This window comes from Mesorhizobium sp. LNHC229A00 (assembly GCF_000502415.1).
Taxonomy (GTDB): domain Bacteria; phylum Pseudomonadota; class Alphaproteobacteria; order Rhizobiales; family Rhizobiaceae; genus Mesorhizobium.
In genome coordinates this window covers 23,151-45,831 of record NZ_AYWQ01000015.1, presented here as the reverse complement: position 1 = coordinate 45,831, position 22,681 = coordinate 23,151, and the positions used below count along the sequence as shown (strand labels likewise).

General features: G+C 62.9%; 23 protein-coding genes and 1 pseudogene. 9 read left to right on the top strand and 15 right to left on the bottom strand.

What is annotated here, in order from left to right; genetic code table 11:
- Positions 1 to 31: 31 nt before the first annotated feature.
- A complete protein-coding gene (locus X742_RS146075) occupies positions 32 to 1,105 on the top strand; it encodes an ABC transporter ATP-binding protein (protein WP_023774132.1) in 1,074 nt (357 codons plus the stop codon).
- On the opposite strand, the gene X742_RS146080 is transcribed toward X742_RS146075, so the two are convergent.
- The 4 genes and pseudogenes from X742_RS146080 to betI form a co-directional block, all read right to left on the bottom strand.
- Positions 1,069 to 2,379 carry a flavin monoamine oxidase family protein gene (locus tag X742_RS146080; RefSeq protein ID WP_023774131.1) on the bottom strand — a complete coding sequence of 437 codons (1,311 nt, stop codon included), beginning with the start codon at positions 2,377 to 2,379 and terminating at the stop codon, positions 1,069 to 1,071. The two genes, X742_RS146075 and X742_RS146080, sit on opposite strands and share 37 nt — an antisense overlap.
- Positions 2,376 to 3,286, bottom strand: a pseudogene (locus tag X742_RS01000000170495) (polyamine ABC transporter substrate-binding protein). The gene X742_RS146080 and the pseudogene X742_RS01000000170495 overlap by 4 nt, the downstream one beginning before the upstream one ends.
- A 119-nt stretch (positions 3,287 to 3,405) precedes the next feature.
- Complete coding sequence (locus X742_RS146085) at positions 3,406 to 4,419, bottom strand: extracellular solute-binding protein (RefSeq protein ID WP_023774130.1); 1,014 nt, start codon at positions 4,417 to 4,419, stop codon at positions 3,406 to 3,408.
- Between the two features lie 40 nt (positions 4,420 to 4,459).
- A complete protein-coding gene (gene betI / locus X742_RS146090; protein ID WP_031248234.1) occupies positions 4,460 to 5,173 on the bottom strand; it encodes a transcriptional regulator BetI in 714 nt (237 codons plus the stop codon).
- Between the two features lie 341 nt (positions 5,174 to 5,514).
- Between betI and X742_RS146095 the strand changes: the two genes are divergently transcribed.
- Genes X742_RS146095 through X742_RS146110 form a run of 4 tightly spaced genes read left to right on the top strand, consistent with a single transcriptional unit; the run spans position 5,515 to position 10,212 of the window.
- Complete coding sequence (locus X742_RS146095) at positions 5,515 to 7,134, top strand: NAD(P)/FAD-dependent oxidoreductase (protein WP_023774129.1); 1,620 nt, start codon at positions 5,515 to 5,517, stop codon at positions 7,132 to 7,134.
- On the top strand, positions 7,121 to 8,686 hold the full coding sequence (locus tag X742_RS146100) for an NAD(P)/FAD-dependent oxidoreductase (RefSeq protein ID WP_023774128.1): 1,566 nt from the start codon (positions 7,121 to 7,123) through the stop codon (positions 8,684 to 8,686). Before X742_RS146095 ends, X742_RS146100 begins: the two co-directional genes overlap by 14 nt.
- Positions 8,687 to 8,689: 3 nt before the next feature.
- Positions 8,690 to 9,949 (top strand): aminomethyltransferase family protein, encoded by a 1,260-nt coding sequence (locus X742_RS146105; RefSeq protein ID WP_023774127.1) that lies wholly within the window; start codon positions 8,690 to 8,692, stop codon positions 9,947 to 9,949.
- Positions 9,950 to 9,951: 2 nt separating this feature from the next.
- Positions 9,952 to 10,212 carry a hypothetical protein gene (locus tag X742_RS146110; RefSeq protein WP_023774126.1) on the top strand — a complete coding sequence of 87 codons (261 nt, stop codon included), beginning with the start codon at positions 9,952 to 9,954 and terminating at the stop codon, positions 10,210 to 10,212.
- A 6-nt stretch (positions 10,213 to 10,218) separates the two neighbouring features.
- Here the strand turns inward: X742_RS146110 and X742_RS146115 are convergent, their stop codons facing one another.
- The 4 genes from X742_RS146115 to X742_RS146130 form a co-directional block, all read right to left on the bottom strand.
- Complete coding sequence (locus X742_RS146115) at positions 10,219 to 11,277, bottom strand: dipeptidase (protein WP_023774125.1); 1,059 nt, start codon at positions 11,275 to 11,277, stop codon at positions 10,219 to 10,221.
- A gap of 146 nt (positions 11,278 to 11,423) precedes the next feature.
- A complete protein-coding gene (locus tag X742_RS146120) occupies positions 11,424 to 11,723 on the bottom strand; it encodes a GNAT family N-acetyltransferase (protein WP_023774124.1) in 300 nt (99 codons plus the stop codon).
- Positions 11,724 to 11,725: 2 nt separating this feature from the next.
- Positions 11,726 to 12,346 (bottom strand): alpha/beta hydrolase, encoded by a 621-nt coding sequence (locus tag X742_RS146125; protein WP_023774123.1) that lies wholly within the window; start codon positions 12,344 to 12,346, stop codon positions 11,726 to 11,728.
- A 4-nt stretch (positions 12,347 to 12,350) separates the two neighbouring features.
- Positions 12,351 to 13,283 carry a VOC family protein gene (locus X742_RS146130; protein ID WP_023774122.1) on the bottom strand — a complete coding sequence of 311 codons (933 nt, stop codon included), beginning with the start codon at positions 13,281 to 13,283 and terminating at the stop codon, positions 12,351 to 12,353.
- A gap of 226 nt (positions 13,284 to 13,509) precedes the next feature.
- Here X742_RS146130 and X742_RS146135 point away from each other — a divergent pair, with 226 nt between their 5' ends.
- Positions 13,510 to 15,060, top strand: a complete 1,551-nt coding sequence (locus X742_RS146135; protein WP_023774121.1) for an alkaline phosphatase family protein — start codon at positions 13,510 to 13,512, stop codon at positions 15,058 to 15,060.
- 85 nt (positions 15,061 to 15,145) lie between these two features.
- On the opposite strand, the gene X742_RS146140 is transcribed toward X742_RS146135, so the two are convergent.
- Positions 15,146 to 16,465, bottom strand: a complete 1,320-nt coding sequence (locus X742_RS146140) for a PRC-barrel domain-containing protein (protein ID WP_023774120.1) — start codon at positions 16,463 to 16,465, stop codon at positions 15,146 to 15,148.
- A 285-nt stretch (positions 16,466 to 16,750) separates the two neighbouring features.
- Here X742_RS146140 and X742_RS146145 point away from each other — a divergent pair, with 285 nt between their 5' ends.
- Entirely contained in the window at positions 16,751 to 17,671 is a 921-nt protein-coding gene (locus X742_RS146145; protein WP_023774119.1) for a diacylglycerol kinase family protein, read from the top strand.
- 29 nt (positions 17,672 to 17,700) lie between these two features.
- On the opposite strand, the gene X742_RS146150 is transcribed toward X742_RS146145, so the two are convergent.
- Positions 17,701 to 17,901: a hypothetical protein gene (locus X742_RS146150; protein ID WP_023774118.1), complete on the bottom strand. Its 201-nt coding sequence runs from the start codon at positions 17,899 to 17,901 to the stop codon at positions 17,701 to 17,703.
- A gap of 145 nt (positions 17,902 to 18,046) precedes the next feature.
- Between X742_RS146150 and X742_RS146155 the strand changes: the two genes are divergently transcribed.
- Positions 18,047 to 19,579: an HWE histidine kinase domain-containing protein gene (locus tag X742_RS146155; protein ID WP_023774117.1), complete on the top strand. Its 1,533-nt coding sequence runs from the start codon at positions 18,047 to 18,049 to the stop codon at positions 19,577 to 19,579.
- Positions 19,580 to 19,602: 23 nt separating this feature from the next.
- On the opposite strand, the gene X742_RS146160 is transcribed toward X742_RS146155, so the two are convergent.
- From X742_RS146160 to X742_RS146170, 3 genes are all read right to left on the bottom strand, one after another.
- Positions 19,603 to 20,079, bottom strand: coding sequence for a hypothetical protein (locus X742_RS146160; RefSeq protein WP_023774116.1), 477 nt, complete (start codon positions 20,077 to 20,079; stop codon positions 19,603 to 19,605).
- A 10-nt stretch (positions 20,080 to 20,089) separates the two neighbouring features.
- Positions 20,090 to 20,416 carry a DUF883 family protein gene (locus tag X742_RS146165; RefSeq protein WP_023774115.1) on the bottom strand — a complete coding sequence of 109 codons (327 nt, stop codon included), beginning with the start codon at positions 20,414 to 20,416 and terminating at the stop codon, positions 20,090 to 20,092.
- A 121-nt stretch (positions 20,417 to 20,537) separates the two neighbouring features.
- Positions 20,538 to 21,299 (bottom strand): Crp/Fnr family transcriptional regulator, encoded by a 762-nt coding sequence (locus X742_RS146170; protein ID WP_023774114.1) that lies wholly within the window; start codon positions 21,297 to 21,299, stop codon positions 20,538 to 20,540.
- Between the two features lie 141 nt (positions 21,300 to 21,440).
- On the opposite strand from X742_RS146170, the gene X742_RS06300 reads away from it, so the two are divergent.
- Positions 21,441 to 21,827, top strand: a complete 387-nt coding sequence (locus tag X742_RS06300; protein WP_023774113.1) for a response regulator — start codon at positions 21,441 to 21,443, stop codon at positions 21,825 to 21,827.
- 37 nt (positions 21,828 to 21,864) lie between these two features.
- Here the strand turns inward: X742_RS06300 and X742_RS146175 are convergent, their stop codons facing one another.
- Together X742_RS146175 and X742_RS146180 are read right to left on the bottom strand one after the other, a co-directional pair.
- Positions 21,865 to 22,416 carry an RNA polymerase sigma factor gene (locus X742_RS146175; RefSeq protein WP_010911883.1) on the bottom strand — a complete coding sequence of 184 codons (552 nt, stop codon included), beginning with the start codon at positions 22,414 to 22,416 and terminating at the stop codon, positions 21,865 to 21,867.
- A 3-nt stretch (positions 22,417 to 22,419) separates the two neighbouring features.
- On the bottom strand, positions 22,420 to 22,623 hold the full coding sequence (locus X742_RS146180; protein WP_023774112.1) for a NepR family anti-sigma factor: 204 nt from the start codon (positions 22,621 to 22,623) through the stop codon (positions 22,420 to 22,422).
- Positions 22,624 to 22,681: the final 58 nt, after the last annotated feature.

Genomic DNA, 22,681 nt, shown 5'->3' with positions numbered 1-22,681 from the left:
TCACGCGGACAGGATCCATTCCGAAAGATCGATGATCGAGATCCGCAATGTCACCCGCAGCTATGGGGCGTTCAAGGCGCTGGACGACGCCTCCCTGACCATCAGGGAAGGCGAGTTCTTCTCGCTGCTCGGCCCGTCGGGCTGCGGCAAGACCACGCTTTTGCGCATGATCGCCGGCTTCGATAATCCGACCAGCGGTTCGATCGCGGTTGGCGGCCAGCCCATGGAAGGCATACCGGCCAACCGCCGGCCAACCAACATGGTGTTCCAGAGCTACGCGATCTTCCCGCACCTGAATGTCGAGCAGAACGTCGCCTACGGGCTGAAGCGGTTGAAGCTGCGGGGTGGCGAAGAGAAGCGCCGGGTCGAGGAAGCGCTGGCGCAGGTCTCGCTCACCGGCCTCGGCAAGCGGCTTGGCACGGAGCTTTCCGGCGGCCAGCGGCAGCGCGTGGCGCTCGCCCGCGCCCTGGTGATGCGACCTAAGGTGCTTCTGCTCGACGAGCCGCTGTCGGCGCTCGACAAGAAGCTGCGCGAGCAGATGCAGGTCGAACTGCGCCGCCTCCAGCAGGCCGTCGGCATCACCTTCGTCCTGGTCACCCACGATCAGTATGAAGCGCTCGCAATGTCCGACCGCATCGCCGTGATGTTCGGCGGCAGGATCGCGCAGGTCGCCTCTCCGAAGGAAATCTACCAGCGCCCGGTCAACCGTCAGGTCGCCGACTTCCTTGGCGGCATGAATTTCGTCAAGGCCGACATCGTCGAGGAGAACGGCACCTCGCTGGTTCTCGATACGCTCGGATTCGGCCGCGTCAAGACCGACAAGCCGAAGGCTTTCGTGCGCAATGGCGGCGGCGCGACGCTCGGCATCCGACCGGAGCGCCTGCGCGTGCTATGGGACAACGCGACAGCCAAGTTCGAGGTCGCCGGCAAGGTGGTGGAACGCCACTATTTCGGCGAGATCACCCATCTGATCGTCGAGATCCCTGGCCTTGAGAAGCCGCTCTCGGTGACCGAGACCAACGATTTCGGCGCCGATGACATTCCAGTCGGCACCTCGATCCGCCTTGCCTATGATCCGGAAGCGCTGGTCGCGATGGCCGACTGAACTCCGGCGATGATCCTGCGCGCCGCGATACGCCCGGCCACGATCGCGCCCTCGACATAGCCCGGGAATGAGGGCGACAATTCCGACGACGCGAAATGCACCGGCGGTGCGCCGGCAAGAATGGTGCGCTCGGCACCCCTCGCCGACACATCGACGATCACGTCGCTATAGGCGCCCCCGCTCCAGCGGTCATGCGTCCAGTCGCGGCGGCTGAAATCGAGAACATCCGCCGCCTCCGCACCCAGCGCCTCCACAAGCTTCCTCGTCACCTGTCTCCGCAGATCCGACTCGCCGAGTTCGTGCCAGCGCAGCGCCAGCGGTCCGCCAACGAAGACGACAAGCGCCGCATGATCGGGATCCCTGCTCGCGTCGCAGGCAAACAGCCCCGGCAGACCGCGCCACATCACCATCCCGCTCAAATCCCGCTCGCGCCAGAATGGCTTGGGATAGCGCACCAGGACCTTGATCACCGCGCCGCTTTCCCAGGCGCCGAGCGCCGTTTCCAGGGCTGCCGGCAAGGCGGGCGTAAAATCGAGCTTCGCGGCTGTCGCCGGCGGCACGGCGACCAGAACTTCTCGCGCTTCGATCACGCTATTGCTGGAGACGACACGAACCCCTGCCGGACCGTATTCGATGCCGATGACAGGTTCGCCGAGCCTCACCCGGTCGCCGAGGTCCTCCGCCAGATCATCGGCCAACGACTGCATGGTCTCGCGTAGGGAATATTGCAGCTCCGGCACCTCGTTGGTGATACGGCGGTCATTGTCGATCAGATACCAGAGCGGCACCTTCTCCAACGCCAGGCACCACAGGCCCTCGATCATCGACCGGAAGGCCGCCTTGGCCTCGCCCACGTCATCCTGCCTCTCCAGCCACTCGGCAACGGTCGATCCGGCAATGGCGGGATCGTTGGGCTCGATGCTGTTCATGCGTTCGCGGATCGCCATCGAGGCTTGATAGGTCCGCTCGGCCCGGCCGACCGACATTGACGGGTAAGTGATGAAATCGCCCTCGACGTAGGTCTCGACGAAGGTCCTGCCGCGAGCCTGGGCCAGTTCCATCAGCTGCGGCATGTCCTCGCAAAGGAACTGGCCGCCGCTGTCGATGCGCTCGCCAAGCCCGTTCCACAGGGCCTCGACCCGCCCACCGACGCGGTCGCGTGCCTCGAGCAGCAGGAAGCCGACGCCGGCCCTCTTCAGCTCAAGCGCCGCCGACAGGCCGGTGAAGCCGGCGCCGACGATGACGACGTCGGTTCTTTCTGTCTGGTCGTTCAATAGCCAGCCTTGATCTTCTCGAACTCGTCGATCATGCGCTTCTTCAACTCGGGCGCGACAGGCTGCTGGAACAGGGTCTTGTCGAGGAATTTTTCGAGATTGTCGAAGCCGCTGTCGGCCACCACCTTGTGGTCGATATCAGCCATTCCGGCGTCGTTGCCGTGGCCATAGCCGAAGGTCTTGACCATATAGTCGGACACGCCGGGCGCATTGACGGCGCTGAGGAAATCATAGGCCTGGTCGAGCTTGCCTGGCGGTCGGTCCAGTAGAAACGGATGTTCTTGTGCACGTCGCGCAGGAAAGTGGACGCCTGCTTGAACTGGCCGTCGGTCATCTTGGTCCAGTCCTTGAGACCAATGACCAGGCTCGCCAAGGCATAGGCGTCGTCGACATTCTCCCCGATGGTGACGCGGCCCTTGAAACGCGGATCGGCGAAAATCTTGAGCGACTGTGCCTGATCGGCCGTCACCTTGTCGGTGCGATAGAGCAGCGAGGTGTTGCCCCAGTCGAATGACATGAACCATGCCTTGCCGTCGGCGGTGACGGCGAGATCCTTCATCGCCATGATACCGGAGTTGAGATCCTTCCAGCCGGCGATCCTGGACGTGTCGAGCGGCTGCAGCATGCCGGCCTCGCGCCACTTGACCACGCTCTGCGAGCAGGGATGCGCTATATCGGCCTTGAAACCTGCCCGCATCTTCTCGAACGCCTCGTCCTCGTCGCCGAAGAAAGCAAAGGTCGGCTCGGCGCCATACTTGGCAGTGTAAGCCGGGTGCAGCAGGGGATCCTCGTAGCCCGACCAGTCGAACACGACGAGGGCGCCGCCGCCTTCGGCGAGCGCGTAAACCGCGCCGGCACCGAGCGTACAGGCAGCGGCGATGACAACGCGGCGAAGCACGGAATTCATGGCGCGAAAAACTCCCCCATCGCGAAAGATGTCGAGAGCGAAGTTAGGCAAATTCAAGCGCTTTGGCGAGCCCATCCGCCGATGCTGCCGGCAGACGGACGGGCACGATAGACAACGGCTCAATAGCCGGCTTTGATCTTCTCGAACTCGGCGATCATCTTGAGCTTGAGATCGGACGGGAGCGGCTGCTGGAACAGTGTCTTGTCGACGAATTTCTGCACGTCGTCATAGCCCTTTTCCTTCAGGATGGCCTGATCGACGCCGGCCATGCCCTTGGCGTTGGCCTGGCCGTAGCCCCAGTCCTTGACCAGCACCTTGGCGGTCTCAGGATCGTTGACCGCGTTGAGATAGTCATAGGCCTTGTCGGTATTGCCGGGCGCATCCTTGAACAGCACGTAGCCGCACACCCACGTCGAGATGCCTTCCGCCGTGTCCTTCTTCGACTTGATCGGCACGCCGGCAGCAACCGACTGCACGGTCGCATCGTTCCAGGCCCAGGCGAGATCGACCTCGCCGCCGCTCAGAAGCTGGACGACGTCGGTGGTATCGGTCCAGTAGGAGCGCACGTTCTTGTGCACCTGGCGCAGGAAGTCGGAGGCCTGCTTGAACTGGTCGTCGGTCATCTTGGTCCAGTCCTTCAGGCCGATGGCAAGGCTCGCCAGCGCATAGGCATCGTCGACATTGTCGCCGATCGAAACCCGGCCCTTGAACTTCGGGTCGGCGAACGCCTTCAGCGACTGCACGTCCTTTTCGTCGATCTTGGAGGAGTTGTAGGTAAGCTGCGTGTTGCCCCAGTCCCAGGGCATGAACCAGGCTTTCCCGTCCTCCGTCGNCGGTTGCAGCAGGCCCGCCTCGCGCCACTTCGTCACGCTCTGCGAGCAGGGATGGCCAAGGTCGGCCTTGAAGCCGGAACGGACCTTTTCGAACGCCTCGTCCTCGTCGCCGAAGAAGGCAAAGGTCGGCGAATCGCCGTTTTTCTCGACATATTTCGGGTGGAAGCTCGGATCCTCATAGCCTGACCAGTCGAACACGATCAGATCCTTGTCGGCCGCGATCGCCAGCGCCGCGGCCGAAGCCGCCAGTGTTCCCGTTAGCGCGAGCGTCAGCGTCAGGCGTCTTGTCAGTGTCTTCATTGCTGTTGATCCTCTGCCGTTTCTTATGGTTTCGTCTTTCTTATGATCTCGTAGGGCTGGCGGCCTTCAGCGGGTAGTGTTTCGGAAAAGCCGCCGACAGAAATTCATTGGCCGCCTGCAAGGAGGTCTCCCGCGTGGTGTCCTCGGTTCCCATCATCAACCGCAGCCACAAGCCTTCCAGCATGGCGCTGAGCGCCAGCGCCATGACCTGCGGCTCATAGGCGTAGCCGCCGCTCTGTTTCAGAGCCGCGCACAGGTCGATGAAAATATTCTGGTAAACGGCATCCCGCGCGCTGCTCAGCGCCTGGTAGGTCGGCCGCGACTTGGCCTCTCCCCAGAAGGCGCACCATGCGGCAAGCTTGCGCTTGTTGCAGATGGAGCGGTCGAAATCGGCCGCGACGAGGACCTGGAGTTGCCGCGCGGGGTCGTCTCCTGCCTTTTGCAAGGCATTGCGCCAGTGCGCGGAATACTCGTCGTACATATATTGTAGCGTCGCGACGAGCAGCTTCTCCTTGCTCTCGAAATGGAAATTGACAATGCCGCGCGACAGGCCGGCGCCGTCGGCGACATCGGCCATCGTCGTTTCCGAATAGCCGCGCTTGGCGAGCGAATCGATCGTCGCCTCGATGAGCTGAAGCTGCCTGACCTCCTTCGAGGCCTTGCGCCCGCGCTTCTCGGATTCGGCTTTCCGCGCCGGTTCAAGAAGCGCGTCCCTGGCGTCTGCCGTTTTCATGCGTGTGAAGGTCTCCAGCATCGCCGGCTATCCCTTTGCATCCGGCTTCCACCAGCGAAGATGAGTGGGACGGTGCTCGCGCTGTCAAGCACCTTCTGCATGGCCTCCCAGCTTATGATGGCGGCCTCGTCATACTGCGAAGTGACGTCTGCCATTTCAATCATCAGCCTCGGTTCTCACGGACGGATTACTGGGTTCGAATGCCGGCAAAGCGTAACTCACGCCCGGAAAAACGCAACATCATTTGTTGAACATTCATTCAGTAAGGCTGGACACAATGGCTGGTACCGTGCCAAATTCCGCGCATTCGACACCAAATCACGCAGAAGTGAAAGCGGGACGCAGATGAGCACTGGGCCACAATGAAAGCTTGGGATGCGATCATCATCGGCGGCGGACACAATGGCCTTGTCAACGCCTGTTACCTGCAGCGCGCCGGTCTCGACGTGCTGGTTGTGGAGAAGAACGACTGGGTCGGAGGCGCGGCCACCAGCCGCGAGCTGACGCCGGGCTTCCTCTACTCCAACTGCTCCTACGTCTGCTCGCTGTTCCGGCCCGAGATCATGCGCGATCTGGAGCTCCCCCGCTTCGGCCTGCAAGTCATCTCCTATGAGGGCGGCGCGGTGTTCACCCGGGATGGCGACTACCTCGCCAACTACCGCGACCACGACGCGCACCGGCGGGAATTCGCTCGTTTCTCCAAAAGGGATGCCGAGGCCTATGACCGCTACGCCCGCGACGTGACGCGGCAGTGCCGCTTCATCCAGCCGCTTTTGATGCGCACCGCGCCGGATCCGACCAGCCTGCGCCCGCGCGACCTCGGCGAGCTGCTCTATCTCGGCAAGAAATTCGCGGGTCTCTCCGCCGAGGAAATGGCGTTGACGCTGCGCTTCTGGACCATGTCTATCTCTGAGTTCCTCGACGAATATTTCGAGACCGACGTCATCAAGGCGAACTTCGCCCTGTCTGGCATCATCGGCACGGCACTCGGGCCGATGTCGCCCGGCACCGCTTACGTGCTGCTGCATCACTATATGGGCGAGGTCGACGGATCGGTCGGCGCCTGGGGCTATGCGCGCGGCGGCATGGGCGCCGTCACCAAGGCGCTGGCCGCCTCGTTCAAGGCCTCGGGTGGGACCATCCGCACCGGCGCCGAGGTCGACCATGTGCTGGTGAGCCGTGGCAAGGCCAGGGGCGTCGTGCTGGCCGGCGGCGAGGAGGTTTACGGCAAGCTGGTCGTCTCCAATGCCGACGTGAAGCGCACCTTCCTGAAGCTGGTCGAGGAGAAGGAACTGCCCGACATCTTTCTGCGCCGGGTGAAGAACTTCAAGATTCGCGGATCTTCCGGAAAGGTCAACATAGCCCTCGATTCGCTGCCGGAATTCCCGGCGCTGCCGAAGGATTCGCCGGTCTATCGCGGCGACATGCATTTCACCGATTCGATGGAGCGCATGGAGCGCGCCTATGACGACTGGAAGGCCGGCCGCTGGTCCGCCGATCCGTTCCTCGACATGGTCATCCCGACGACGCTCGACCCGACCATGGCGCCGCCCGGGAAACATTTCATGAGTTGCTTCGTGCAGTACGCTCCGCCCAAGATCGCTGGTCGCGAGTGGACGGACGCCGATCGTGACGGTTTTGCTGAAAGCGTGATTGCGCAGATATCGGACTATTCACCCGGCTTCCGCGACCGCATCGTCCATATGGAGGTGCGCACGCCACGCGAGATCGAGGCCGAGGTCGGCCTCACCGAAGGCAACATCTTTCAGGGCGAACTGACCTTCGACCAGTTGCTGTTCAACCGTCCGGTGCCCGGTTACGCGCAGTATCGGTCGCCGGTCGGCGGCCTCTATATGTGCGGCTCCTCGACCCACCCCGGCGGCGGCGTCATGGGTGCACCCGGACGCAACGCAGCCTCCGAAATCCTGCGCGATCTCGCAAAATCCACTTCGCATATGAGCCCGGCCCATGACGTCATTTGATGCCATCGTTATCGGCGGCGGCCACAACGGGCTTGTCGCAGCCGCCACGCTGGCGAAGTCAGGCCGTAAGGTGCTGGTGCTGGAAGCAGGAGCCGAACTCGGGGGCGCCGCGCGGACCGAGGAATTTGCGCCGGGTTTTCGCGCTTCATCCATCGCGCATGTGTTGAACCGGCTGCATCCCGACGTGGTGAAAACGCTGGAGCTGGAAAAGCACGGGCTGCGGATCGCTCGCTCCGACTTCCTGCCGTCGGTCGCATTGTCGAAAGATGGACCGCCGCTTGTCCTGCATGGTGCTTATGGCGAGGTGCTGAGTGGCGCCAGTTCGTCGGAACAGTCCGCCTGGAAGGAATTGCGCGCGCAATTGCTGCGCTATGCCGGCATCCTGAAACCCTTCCTGTCGCGCCGGCCGCCCGATCTCGGCGGCATGTCGCTGCAGGAGGCCGCTTCGCTCGCCCATACCGCGGTGGCGCTGAAGAAACTTGGCAAGGAAGACATGCGCGACTTCCTGCGCGTGCTTTTGATGAACGTTGCCGACCTGCTTGACGAACAGCTCGCCGATATCAGGCTGAAAGGGCTGCTCGCCTTCGACGCAACGCTCGGCAGCCATCTCGGCCCGCGCTCGCCGACCTCGCTGCTCGGCCTCTATTATCGTCTGACCGGCGCGAGCGGCGGTGCGGCCGGAGCGCAATTGCTGCCAACGGGCGGCATGGGCGCGGTGGTCGCCGCCATCCGCACTGCTGCCGAAAAGGCTGGCGTCACGATCCGCGCATCGGTGCCCGTCGCCAGGATCATTGTCGACAAAGGCCGCGCCGTCGGCGTCGCCCTCGAGAATGGCGAAGAACTTCGCGCCCGAACGATCGTCTCGGCGATCAATCCGACGACCACCTTCCTCGACCTCGTCGGACCGCGCGAGATCGACACCGGCTTCGTGCGCAAGGTGAAAAACATCCGGATGAGGGGCGATGCCGCCAAGCTCCATCTGGCGCTCGACCGGCCGCCGCGGTTTGCCGGTGTCGACGACGCCGGCCATAAGGGCCGACTGGTGATCGCGCCCTCCCCCGATCATGTCGAGCGTGCCTTCAATCCATCGAAATATGGCGAGTTCTCACCCGAGCCGGTGATGGAGATCACGCTACCCAGCCTCGCCGACCCCTCGCTCGCGCCCGACGGCGCCTGCGTGCTGTCGGCCGTGGTGCAATACGCGCCCTATCGGTTGAAAGAGGGCTGGGATGCCGGCAAGCCGAAATTCCTAAAAGCGATCATGGCGCAGTTCGAGGCTTACGCACCCGGTATCGGCAAGAGCGTTGTCCATGCCGAGCTGCTGACGCCTGCCAATATAGAGATGCGCTACCGCATGCCGGGCGGCCATTGGCACCATGGTGAATTACAGGCCGATCAGATGCTGATCTCGCGTCCCGTCTCCGGCTGGTCGGGTTACGACACGCCGCTCGACGGGCTGTTCCTGGCCGGCGCGGGTTCGCATCCTGGTGGCGGTGTTTCGGGTGCGCCAGGATTGAACGCCGCGCGGCGCATCATTGCGATGAAGGGGTAGGTCATGGTCCAGCTAACCAGGAAGAAGCCCGTCTCGAAGACAGCCGATCCAGCCGTTTCCGATCGCATCGAAGCCCAATCGCACTTCCACACGCTGCGCCTCGGCACGCCATTCCAGCCGCGCATCGACGCACTGGCCAAGACCCAGGACTGGTACAATTGGGCCGGCTACCGCGCGCCGCATTCGCTGTGGGACGAGGAGCTCGAATATTTCGCGATCCGCAGTCAGGCGGCGCTGTTCGATATTTCGCCCATGACCAAATACCGGATCGAGGGGCCGCACGCAGAAGCCTTCCTCGATCGGGTCACGCTGCGCGATGTGACAAAGCTGAAACCCGGCCGGGTGCATTACACCGCGTGGTGCGACGATGAGGGCTTCGTCCTCGATGATGGCACACTGTTTCGGCTCTCGCCGGACCGCTTCCGGCTGTGTTCGCAGGAGCGGCATCTGCCGTGGCTGCTGGACAGCGCCCTTGGTTTCGACGTCATCGTCGAGGAAGAGACCGAGGCCGTCGCCGGGCTCGCCTTGCAGGGCCCCACATGCTTCGCCGTGCTGCGCGATGCCGGTTTCGCCGGTGTCGAGAGGCTGAAAATATTCGACCTTGCCGAATTCCCGCATGACGGCGGCACGGCCATCATTTCACGGACCGGCTTTACCGGCGATCTCGGTTACGAACTGTTCGTTCCGGCCGAAAAGGCGCTGAGCCTGTGGGACCGGCTGATGACAGCTGGGGAACTGCGCGGCATCAGGGCGATCGGCTACACCGCCCTCAACCGTGCCCGTCTCGAGGCTGGGCTGATCGTCGCCAATGCCGATTTCACCACCGCCGAACATGCCATCCGCGCCGACCGCTTGCGCATGCCCGACGAGATCGGGCTCGGCTTCATGGTTGATCTGGAGAAGGGCCATTTCAATGGCCGCCGCGCCATCCTCGAGGCCCGCGCCAAACGCAAGCTTCGGCATGTCCTCGTCGGACTGGAGATCGAAGGCAACATCCCGGCCGAACACGCGATCGTCTATCACAGGAAAACCCAGGAGGTCGGCCTGGTCAGCGCCGCCATGTGGTCGCCGATGGCCAAGCGCAACATCGCCATCGCCTCGCTGGCGCGGCCCTATGGTGATACTGTCGTGGAAGACCTCTGGGTCGAGATCTACGCCATGCGCGAACTGCAGTACCAGAAGCTGATGAAACGGGCCAAGGTGGTGGCGCGACCCTTCATCAAGCTCGACCGCCGTACCGCCAATCCGCCGGCGGATTTCTGACCATGACCGAGGAAGCGGGCAAGCAGCAGGAAGAAGGTGAAGCCGCCGAACAGTGGGAGCTGGTCAACACGCCGCTCGGCGAAAAATGGTCTGGCCGCGCGCGCTATGCCGCCGCCATGTTCTTCTACAAGCGTGGCGAGATGAGCGCCGAGACGCTGGAGGTCTATCGCATTTGCGCTCGGCTCGATGCGGAAAACCCGCTGCCGATCATTCGCGATCGCGGCGTCGGCAAGGAATGGCTGAATCGCATGGGCTTCGAATAAGGCGACCTAACCTATCGTTCTTTCCAGCATGCTTAGCCAGTTGCGGTAGGCAATCTTTTCGATCAGAGCCCGGCCAAAACCGCGCGCCGCCAGCGCATCGATGAGTTTCGGCAGGCCGGCGACGTCGCCGATGACGGCCGGGATCATGGCGCCGTCGAAATCCGAACCGAGACCGACGCCATCCTCGCCCAAAGCCTGCAGCAGGGAATCGATATGGCGCACCATGATGTCGAGGCTTGTGTCGGCATTCATGCGGCCGTCCTCGCGCAGGAAGCCGGTGGCGAAGTTCAACCCGACCATGCCGCCGGAGTCGCGGATCGCGCCGAGCTGCCAGTCCGTGAGGTTGCGCGAATGGCCGCAGATCGCATGCACGTTGGAGTGAGTGGCGACCAGCGGTGCATCGCTAAGCGCTGCGACGTCGCGAAAACCCTTCTCGTTGAGATGCGAGAGATCGATCATGATCCTCAGTTCATTGCAGGTCTTGACCAGCGCTTTGCCGGCATCGGTCAGCCCGGGACCGGTATCCGGCGAGGACGGAAAGCGAAACGGCACGCCGTGGCCGAACGCATTCGGCCGGCTCCAGACGATGCCGAGCGAGCGCAGGCCCGCGGCATGCAGCACGTCGAGCATGGTGAGTTCGGGATCGATCGCCTCGACGCCCTCGATGTGGAACACCGCGGCAATCGTGCCTTGCGCCATGGCATTGCGCACATCGCCGGCACTGCGGCAGATCGCCAACGCTCCGGCGCGCTCCAGCCGGAAGAGGATGGACGCCATCGCGATCGTCGAGTTGAGCGCATCGGCGCGAGGCACCTCGGGCGGCAGCGGCTCGCTGTCGCTTGGCGCCGAAGGGACGGCGCTGCGCCGCGCTTTCTCGACCGGCGGCGGGAAGATGGCGAACATACCGCCGGCGAATCCGCCGGCCCTGGCGCGCGGCAAGTCGACATGGCCGCCCGATTTCCCTTCGATGAACAGCTTTTCGACGTCCGCGTCTTTCGCCTGGTGCAAACGCAGCAGCGTGTCGTTGTGGCCGTCAAAGACGGGGACGAGGTCTGTTTCGGTCATCTGGGGGATCATTCGGTCTGTTTGTCGGCAGGGCGATGTATCATATCTAGGCAAGATGTGCCGCCGGGGCAAACTACAAAGCCAACGGGAAGGCAATGGCCGCCCGTTTTGCTCTGTTCTACAAATCCACTTTGTGCTTGCGGGACCTACCGCTTCAGCACATCCGCCCATTCCGGGTGACGGCGGAACTGGGCGTTGGCGAACGGGCAGAGCGGGATGATCTTCTTGCCTGCTGCTCGCGCGTCCTCGACGGCACGGGTGACGAGCCGAAGCCCGGCGCCCTGGCCGCGAAAGGCGTCCGGCACTTCGGTGTGATCGATGATCAGTTGGTGCTCGCCGATTTTGGTGAAGGTCATCTCCGCCTCGGCACCGCCGGCGCCGCGCAGGACGTAGCGACCCTTGGAGCCCCGATCCTCAAGTTCGATCTCTGGCAATTGATCGGGCATCTCTACACTCCTTGGGCGATAGTGGCGAAAAGCCGCCGCGCCGCTTCGATTTCGTTTGGCCGCACCTCGTGCCCGCCTTCGTGCCACTCAACTGTGACATCGGCACCGTCGGCGCGCAAATAGGCTTCGAGCCGCGAGGTCAGGTTGGGCGGGCAGATCGGATCGCGCTTGCCGGCGGTCACCAGGATGTGACGGCCGGCGAGGCTGCCCTTGACCTGCGGCTCGAACGGGATCAGCGGATGCATCAGCACCGTGGCGTCGAACAGGTCAGGTGCTTCGAACACCAGCGAAGCCAGAACGTTGGCGCCATTGGAGTAGCCGAGGCCCAGCACGACCGACGGCTTCGCCGCCTCGACATGGGCTTGGACGAAGCCCGCCATCTTGTCCGTGGCCCGCGCCAGATCGTCCATGTCATAGACGCCCTCGCCGGTGCGGCGGAAAAAGCGCGCGGCACCTTGCTCCGACACATCGCCGCGTGGCGAGACGATGGTGGCCTGGGGCGCGAGATCGCGCCCCAGCGAGACAAGCTGGCTCTCGTCGCCGCCAGTGCCGTGGACGACCAAAAGCAGCGGACCACCCGGCGAACCAGGCAGCACCTTGTGGGCGTAAGCGCCCTTGCTCATCGTCTCAGCCCTCCAACTTCTGCAGATGCTGTTCGAGATATGGCCGCAGATGCTGATGCTGGGTCGGCAGCTTCAGCGCCTCGCCGAGATGGGCGGTGTCCTCGTCCTTGTCGAAACCCGGCTCATTGGTGGCGACTTCGAACAGCACGCCTCCCGGCGTGCGGAAATAGATCGCCCAGAAATAGTCGCGGTCGATCACCGGCGTCACGCCATAACCCGTATCCATCAGCGCTTTGCGCACTTCAAGCTGCTTGACGCGGTTCTCGACAGCAAAGGCCACATGATGGACGGAGCCGGCGCCGAGATCGGCGAAGGGTGCGGTCGGCAGCGCTTCGATATCGACGAAATCGGCGCCGTTGCCGTTCTTGACGGCGAGCCGCCTGATATTGCCTGACTTGTCGACCTCCTCGTAACCCATGAACTTCAACAACTCCTCGGTGGCGCCGCCATCCTTCAGCCTCAGCGAAACCGAGTGAAAGCCGCGGATCGCCTCGTCCGCGGCAATACCGCCCTTAACCCAGGGCGCTCTGCCGTCGGCCTTGTCCTCGACGAGGGCAAACCCGTCGCCGTCCGGGCCGGCAAATGCGAGCCGGTTCTCGCCAAAGCTTTCCTCGCGGGAGACATTGGTTACGCCTTCGTCGGTAAAGCGTTTTTCCCAATAGGCGAGCGTGCCTTCCGGCACGGAATAGACCGTGGTGCCGACTTCGCCGACGCCAGGGCGGCCCTTCCCGATGTTGGGAAACGGGAAATAGGTCATTACCGAGCCGGGTGTGCCAGCCCCGTCGCCATAATAGAGATGGTAGACGTCGGGCGCATCGAAATTGACCGTCTTCTTGACCCGGCGCAGGCCGAGCTTGTGGGTGAAGAAATCATTGTTCTGCCTTGCGTCCCTGGCCATCGAGGTGACGTGATGCAAGCCCTTGATCTGGTCGAGCATGGTCTCTGCTCCTTCCCTTGGTGTTTGTGCGGCCCTCGCCGCTGTCCTCGCAAATATGAGAATACGAGCGAGTATGGCAAAGGCGGCAAACACAGGATGGACTGTGCCTAAAAAGAGAACAATCAAAAGACTCTTGTTCACCGTTTAGCAAACAACGCTGGTCTTGCGCGGTCGATGGAATCGGTTCCATGTGCGCATTCGAACGTACTGGAGAGGGGTAGCGCAAGTGACTGGAAAAGGCAGGCGGCCAAATGTCCTCCTTATTACCTGCGACCAGTGGCGCGGCGATTGCCTGTCGGCTGCCGGTCATCCCCAGTTGAAAACGCCGAATGTCGATGCGCTGGCCGCCGACGGTGTGCTGTTCAAGCGCCATTACGGCGGCGCGGCGCCTTGCTCACCCGCCCGTGCCTGCCTCTACACAGGCCTCTATCAGATGAACAATCGTGTCTGCCGCAACGGCACGCCGCTCGACGCCCGCCACGGCAATATTGCGCTCGCCGCGCGCAGCGTCGGCTATGATCCGACCTTGTTCGGCTATACCGATGTGTCGCTCGATCCGCGCCAGCTTGCACCAGCCGATCCACGGTTGCACAGCTATGAGGGTGTGCTGCCCGGCTTCACGGTGCGCCAATTCCTGCCCGAACATCAGAAGCAGTGGCTGTCCTGGCTAAAGCAGCAGGGCATCGATGCCGGCGCTGGAAGTCCTGACATCCACCGCCCCGTGGGCGAGGTCGACGGTGCGGTGACCGAGGCGCCACCCGTCTACTCCAGAGACCAGACGCCGACGGCCTTCCTTGCCGGCGAGTTCATCCGCTGGCTGGGCGAGCAGGACGAGGCCACGCCGTGGTTTGCGCATCTTTCCTTTATCAGCCCGCATCCGCCCTTCATCGTACCGGAACCGTACAACACTCAATACGATCCCGCGGACGGCCCCTCTTTTCACCGCGCGGAAAGTTGGCGTGCCGAATCTCAGGGCCACCCCTACGTCGCCTATGACCTCGACCGCCAAAAACGAGCAAAGTTCCGCCCCGGCGCCACGGGCAAGGTGCACGACTGGAGCGAGGATGATTTCCGCCGCATCCGGGCGATCTATTACGGCATGATCTCGGAGGTGGACGCGCAGCTCGGTCGCCTGTGGCAAGCGCTGAAGACCGAAGCCGCGTGGGACAACACGATCATCGTGCTCACCTCCGACCATGCCGAAATGATGGGCGACCACTTCATGCTGGGCAAGGGCGGCTATTTCGACGGCAGCTACCATATCCCGCTGATCATCCGCGATCCACGCCACCGCAAGGTTGCCGGCAGTGCTGTCGATCGCTTCACCGAAGCGGTGGACATTTTGCCTACGCTCATCGACCTGCTGGGAGTGTCTCCCGAACCGCACCTTGACGGATGCTCGCTGAAACCCTTCCTGAGCGGTGGAACGCCCGCCATTTGGCGCGACGCCGCGCACTGGGAGTTCGACTTTCGCTCGATCGCGGACGGTGAAGCCGAACGACACTTCGGCATCACCTCGCGCCAGTGCAACCTCGCTGTCATCCGCACGAAGAAATTCAAATACGTGCATTTTGGCGGCGGCCTGCCGCCGCTGCTTTTCGATATGGAGGACGACCCTGGCGAATCGAAGAACCTCGCCGGCAGCCCGGCACATCGTTCCACCCGACTGGAATTCGCCGAAAGGCTGCTCGCCTGGCGCGCCGAACATCTCGACCAGTCGCTTGCCCTCTTGGAACTGACGGAAAACGGAGTGGCTGGATATTCCAAGTCGCAATAAGGGCGGTAGGGGATTCCCCTACCGCCCTTATCCTTGCCTATCGAATATCCTTGCCTATCGAAGTATCCTGACCTGTCGACGTATCCTACCGGACGATCAGACGCTGCTCGTCGCGCTTCTGAGCGTAGGAGCCTTTGTCGTAAGCCGCTTGCTTTTCGAGCTGCTCCTTGGTGAAGGTCGTATAAAGGTACTTCTTGCCGTCCTTGTCGGTCATGAACTTCAAATTGTCCATGCCGACCGCGACCTCCTTCTCGCCAATGCCAAGGAAGCCGCCGACATCGACGATCACGGCGTCGGTCTTCTTGTCTGGGGTCAGCACCACATCGCCGATCTCACCGACCTTGGCGTCGTTGGCGCCATAGACCGTCGTGCCCTTCAGATCGTCGCCCCTGATCTCTCCAACCGGCATCTCGGTAAGCTTGGACTTGTCGATGGCCGCGGTCTGTGTCTGGTCAGGAGCCGTGGCGTCAGCCGGCGCCGCCGCGGTCTTGTTCGCCGGAGCGGCGGCGGGAGCTGTCGTGGCGGACGGCGCGGTTGCCGCGGGTTCATTGGATGCCGTCGTTGCGGGCGCCGGATCATAGGCCTTGCGGTCGAAATCCGGCTGCGCCTGCAGCTCTTCCTTGGTGGTCTGCGCCACCAACCAGCGGTCGCCGTTCTTCTGTGCCCACTTCGCCTTGGCGAAATCATAGGCCACATTCTTCTCGCCCATGCCCAGGAATCCACCGACGCCAATAATCAGCGACTGCGCCTTGCCTTCCTTGGTCAGCACGATGTCGTTCACATCGCCGATCTTCTGGGCGTCATCGCCGGTGCCGTTGTAGACATTTTCACCGATGATGTTTGTGGCCAGGTTGCCATCAGCCGGTTTGACCGGCTCGGCGTTAGTGGACTGCTGTGCGGTGTCGGTCGACGTGGCCGGCGCCTGTGCGGTCGTCGACGTGGCCGGGGCCTGGGCGTTCGTCGCTGCGGCCGGGGCTGAGGCGTAAGCCTTGCTGTCGAACTCCGGATGCGCCTTCAGTTCGTCCTTCGTCGTCTGCGCTACCAGCCAGCGATCGCCGTTCTTCTCGGCCCATTGCAGCTTGTCGTAGTCGAAGGCGACATTCTTGGTTCCCACGCCAAGGAAACCGCCGACGCCTATGACGACGGATTTCGCCATGCCGTCCTTGTCGAAGACCACGTCGGTGACCTTGCCGATATTTTCGGCATTGTCGCCAGTGCCATTGTAGACGGTTTCGCCGATGATGTTGGTGACGATGCTGCCTTCAGCGCGCGGTACCGGCGCCGTCGCGGCCGGCTCCTGGGCGGCGGGCGGGTTCGCGGGGGCTGGGGTTGCAGCGCTCTGCGCGAAGGCGCCGGTTGCAACCATTGTCGCAAGGGCGGTCGTCGCTAAAAGGGTGCGGATCATGATACTCTCTCCTCGTGCCTGATTTCGTACATGCCGCGCCCGGTTGAGCCCCGCACTGGGGATCGGACGCGACATCTCTGCAGGTTCACAACGTCGTGACCATGCTGTTGTTCCGACAAATCCGCTGTGGCCGAGCCAAATCCCAAGAAGCGGATCTGACCGCCCGTTGCCGAAAACCTGGGGCTGGCCAGAGATTCCGGCCTGCCGGAACCATTCCGGATTTGGCGCGTTTCAGCCGTTGGCTGGGGTACTCCGGCCGGTTAGAACTGAGCAGCGGAGCCGGGCATGAAGTTCGCAGCGGTGCTGAACCGGGACGGCGGCACCTTGCGTACCACCGATCTCGCCGCCTTTTCGGACCGGATGCGTCAGACGCTGGAATCGGCGGGCCACTCTCTCAGCATCGACATTGTTGGCGGCAAGGACGTTGTGGACACCCTCGACAGCGCGGCGTCGCGCCACGCTGTCGACGTCGTGCTCGCCGGAGGCGGTGACGGCACCATCTCGGCCGCGGCCGCCAGGCTGATGGGCAGGAAAAAGGCGCTCGCCATATTGCCGGCCGGCACCATGAACCTGTTTGCGCGGGGCCTTGGTATTCCGCAGTCGCTCGATGCGGCGCTGAAATCCTTCGCCGACGGCGAAATCATCGCGGTCGACATGGCTACGGCCAATGGCCAGCCTTTCGTTCATCAGTTCTCGATCGGCATGCATGCCAAGATGGTGCAACTGCGCCAGGGCATGGAATTCGGCTCACGCCTGGGCAAGATCGGCGCTTCCGCGAAGGCAGCCTGGGCAACGATCAAGAACCCGCCGGCAATGAACGTCACGCTCGGCATCGGTGAAGCGGAGATGACTGCCCGCATATCCGGCCTCGGCGTGACCAACAATCTCTTCGGTGAAGGTCACCTGCCCTATGCCGACAATCCGGCCGGTGGCGTGCTCGGCATTTACGTCACCGTAGCTCAGCAACGCGCCGAACTGGTCAAGTTCTTGTTCAACGTGGCGCGTGGCAAGTGGCGTGACAACGAACATGTCGAAATCCACCAGGCCGACAGGGCGACCCTCAAAATCCATTCCGGCGGCAGGAAGTTCCGTGCCGTCATGGACGGCGAACTGGTCAGGCTCGATCGCGAGACGACGATCGAAATCAAACCTGGAGCGCTCAATGTGCTGGTACCGGCCAGCGTCGCCCAGGTGAAGGCCGCCTGATGCGGTGTGAAGCCATCAAGGTGCTGACTTCAGCCGGAGGGCGCCGGACTGGTGCTCGGCGGCGTGGGGACATGTTGCTCGTCGCTGTTCGGCGCCTTGATCAACACGCCGTATATCTCGGCGACGCCCCAGGCGACGAGCACCAGGAGCAGTCCGGCGATCAGGATTCGGAACCCATGCCAACCCCACCGCCCCTGACGCGCTTTGTTTTCGGGAATGTTCCTGGCCATGGCGGGTCCTCGTCTGGTTTCGCGTCGGCTGACGCGATCGGCAAATCACGCTCGGGTAACGGTCCCTCGCAAGGATGGTTCCGGGTGCAGGGCTGTCTCGGGTCGGCGACGGCAAGGACATCAAGGCAAGGCACGGGAACTTGGTTTGAATAGCAGGGTGGAAACAGCAGCCGGTCTGCCGGCCGAGGTTGCGCGCGCCGTGCAGGACGAGCACCGGCTGGCAGTGCTGCACTGGCTTGAGATGCTGGATACGGCGCCCGACTCGGATTTCGACCGCATCGGCGGCTTTGCCGCCGCTGTGATGCGCGCGCCGATCGCGCTGGTCACGCTTGTCGATCTCGATCAGCAATGGTTCAAATCCTGTTCTGGCATGCAAGAAACACAGATTGCGACAGCCATCTCCTTCTGTGCGCACGCCATCGCCGCTGGCGATGAGCCGATGGTGGTGACGGACGCAGGGGCCGACCAGCGTTTTGACGCCAATCCCTTGGTGACCGGCAAGCATCATGTGCGCTTCTATGCGGGCGTCCCGATCATTGTCGCGGGAGCGCGAATCGGAACCCTGTGCGTCATGCACCGCAAGCCGTGTGCCCACCCGTCCCGGTCCAGGCTCGACCAGTTGAAAACGCTCGCCGGCCTCGCCGGCAGCCTGTTCACCCTGAAGCACGCGACCCGCACTGGCGCTGTCGCCGAAGCCGCGCTCGCGCGTGAGGAAAAGCGGCGCGCCATCGCCCTTGATGCAGCTTCGCTGGCAAGTTGGGCCTGGGACGTCCGCACCGACGTCATCGACTGCGACGTCCGATTGCCGGAATTGTTCAACCTGCCGCGCTCGACACGGTTGCGGGCCCGCGACGTTCTGAAGGCCATCGATCCACGCGACGTCTACCAGACCGAAACCAGCTTTCGTGATGCCTTGACCGGCAGTGACGATTATTTTGGCGAATACCGGGTGAAAGGCTTCCATCCACCGCGATGGGTGGCCACGCGCGGCCGTGTCATCGAACGCGATGGCGAGGGCAAGCCGACGCTGATTTTCGGCGTCAACTACGACATTTCGGAACGCAAGCTCGGTGACGAACGGCAACGGCTCCTGCTGCGTGAACTCAACCACCGCGTCAAGAACACGCTGGCGACGGTCCAGGCGCTGGCGACCCAGACCGTGCGCCATGCCCGCCAGCCGAGCGAATTCCTCGAAGCCTTCAGCGCGCGGCTTCAGGCCCTGGGTATCGCCCATGGTCTGCTGTCCGACCGCGAGTGGCGCGGCATTGGCATCCGCGAACTCGTCCAGGTCGAAATCAGACCTTTCGACAGCGCCGCCCAGCCGCGGCTGGCAATCTCGGGCGCCGATCTGTTGCTCTCGCCCGACCAGGCCGTCGGCCTCGGGCTGATTTTGCACGAGCTGGCCAGCAACGCGCTGCAATACGGGTCCCTGTCGGTTGCGTCAGGCAAGGTTGATCTCGACTGGAAAGCGCAAGGCAAGAATGGCGACAGGCGTCTGGTGCTCACCTGGCGCGAAAGCGGCGGTCCTGACGTTACGCCGCCCGAGCGGCAAGGCTTCGGCTCGATCCTCATCCGGCGCAGTCTGGCCAAGGTGATTTCGAGCGAAGTAACCCACGAATTCCGGCGCGATGGGGTCTTCGCCGAAATATCGATGCCGCTGGAAGATCTGTCGAGATGACGTGAGCATGGCCGCTGGCGCGACTACCCCTCGCCGGCATCCGGGTGGTGGTTGGTGTCGGACTTCACATTCTCGCGGTAGATGGCATAGGCCGCGAGCGCCACGGCCGGACCCACAATAATCCCGAGCCCACCTTTTCCCTTGAGCCCACCTTTGAGCAACGACGGCAGCACAGCGAGCGCGGCCGTAATGCCGATCGCTTTCATGTCGGTCTTGCGCCGCCTAGCCTCGCGGCGGATCCGCGTGCCCGACATCAGCCGATGGATCAAAAGAACGAGGCCCGCGATGACCAGAAAGCCGACACCGAAACCAAGCGCCGCAGCCAGCGATCCGTAGCGGGCCGATGTCCAGATATAGGCCGCGCCAATCAGGAAGCCGATGCCACAGAACGCCGCCAGCGCGGCAAGCGTATAGACGATGGCCGCAGTCCGTGCTCGACGTAAGGCGGCCACGGTTTCGCCCGAGGCGAAACCCGAGAGCAACGATGCCAGCAGTCCCATCTCGGCGGAACTAGCGACGCGTGAGCAGCGCGAACAGGAAGCCGACGCCCGCGGCGATAGCCAGCGACGTCACCGGCTTTTCGCGCACGCTTGCCACCATCTGCGCCTCGATATCCCTGGCGTTACCGCGCAAGCTGTCGAAGGCGGCCTCCCCCTGGGCGCGCAACTGGTCGACGCCTTCGGCCGCCGCGCGCCGCGCTGTGCCATAGCCGTGTTCGCCGGTCTTGGCCAATTGTTTGGTGAGCTTGTCGATATCGGCCTTCAACTGCCTGATGTCGGCTTCCAGATCCGGATTCGTCCGCGCTTCGTTGGCTGTCTTCCCTGCGACGGTGGCCATTGCTTAACTCCTTGTGATTGCTCGATTTCAAACGCGCCTTGCGTCTCAAGGTTCCGATGTCGGGACAAACTACCCGAAAACCCGGTCACGCGCACCCGATCCGCCCCCGGCAAGGTGCAGGTCAGATCAGCGGCCGACGGCCCTCGGCCAGCCCCTCCCAGCCGGCGAGCTGTTTGAGGCCTTCAATATCGACGACCCCGCAACCGCCGTCGCGCCAGACGATCAGCTGGCGGTCCATCAGCTTGCGGATCGTCTTGTTGGTGTGAACCAACGACAGGCCAAGCGTGTCGGCGATGTGCTGCTGCGTGATCGGTATCTGGATGGACTGCGTGCCGTTCAGGCCCACGACCTTGGCACGGCTGGCGATGAAGGCGACAAGATAGGCGGCGCGTTCGATCGCGCTGCGGCGGCCGACACTGAGCAGGTTCTCGTCCAGCATTCGCTCCTCCCGCGAAGCGATCCAGGTGATGTCGTAGGCGAGGCCCGGATGGTTGCGGTAGATCTCGAGCAGATTGTCGCGTTCGAACACGCAAAGCAGCATTGGCGACAGCGCCTCGACGGAATGCTGCATTTCCCCCATGACGCTACCTTGCAGACCGATGAGATCGCCGGGCATGAGGTAATTGAGGATCTGCCGCCGGCCGTCCTGCAGCAGCTTGTAGCGGAACGCCCAGCCGGACAGCACCGTGTAGAGATGCGCGCTGTGGCTTCCTTCCACGAGGACCGTGGCACCCTTGTCGACCGCGAGTTCTCCCTTCTTGAGCTTGCTGATGAAGGCCAGCTCCGGCTTCTCGAACTCCCGGAACACCGGCAGGGACCTTAACGGGCATCGCTCGCACGGGTATTGACGGCTTGAGGAAGAGCGCCCGGTCTGGCTTGGCATTTCGACCCTCTTGCGAATGCCTGCCGTGAGCAGGTCTGTTTTTGCGCGTTGCCGAGATCGGCCTGTCGGCGGATGTCTTTTTTAAATGACAACACACCAAATTACGATCATGACTCCCGGCGTTTCAAGGAGCAATTGCCTGTGCCCCAATTACTTGATGGATTGCGCATTCTTGTCCTGGAGGATGAATTCCTCATCGCCATGGATGTCGAGCAACTCTGCCGTGACCACGGTGCAGGCGAGGTGGTGGTTGCCCGCGATTTGGCCGAGGTCGACGGCCGGAAGGTCGCGAAGGATTTCGACGCGGCCATTGTCGACCTGATGCTGGGTGGCGCCTCGACGCTTGAATTTGCCGCGGGCCTTCGTGAGACCGGCGTCCCGTTCGTGTTTGCGTCCGGTTACTCCGATGCGGATGAGATCAAGGCGTCCTTCCCGGGGGTGAGGCTGGTCACCAAGCCCTATTCGGGCGAAGACCTCGTCGAAGCCTTGGCGCTGGCCTATGGTCGCGGCTCCCCTGGCCGAGACTGACGCGACACGTCCGAAGCGCCGTTATTCGGCCCTCATTTCAATGCGCGGCCGTCCCCGTGACCTGAGCCGAGATCGCGTCGGGGCCATACTCGTCCTCACCTGAGATTTTCAGGATTTCCTGCAGGCGCGTGCGAGCCCTGCTGACGCGGCTTTTGATCGTTCCGACCGCGCAACCGCAGATTTCGGCGGCCTCCTCGTAGGAGAAGCCCGATGCGCCGATGAGGATGATGGCTTCGCGCTGGTCCTCCGGCAATTGCTCGAGCGCACCGCGAAAATCCTTGAGGTCGAGTTGGCCGTGCTGGGCCGGGTGCACTGCAAGCCGGGCCGTCATGATGCCGTCGCTGTCCTGCACCTCGCGGCCGCGCTTGCGCATTTGCGAATAGAACTCATTGCGCAGGATCGTGAAAAGCCATGCCTTGAGGTTGGTGCCGGGCTGGAAGCTTTCATGCTTGTCCCAGGCCTTGACCAACGTTTCCTGAACGAGGTCGTCGGCCTTGTCGGCATTCTGCGTCAGCGACACGGCAAAGGCCCGCAAGCTCGGGATTGCCCCAAGCAGATCGGTCTTGAAGCCTTGGGACACCGCTGCCATGTCCTAGTCCTTCTTCTGTGCGGGTTCGGCCTGTTCCAGTTGGCTGAGCAACTGGGCGAAGCGATCCGGCACATTGTCAGAGACCAGCTCGTCGTAATATTGTTTGAGTTTGCGTCCGATTTCGGAGTTCGGCCCCAACGGGTCGCCAGCACCGTTCCGGCGCCTGCCCGTGACGCCAGCCAGAATATCTTTGGTCATATCCTTCATTTCGCCCTTAGTATTCCCAGAACTCAAGCCGCTCACAACACAACACAAGGCAAGCGGC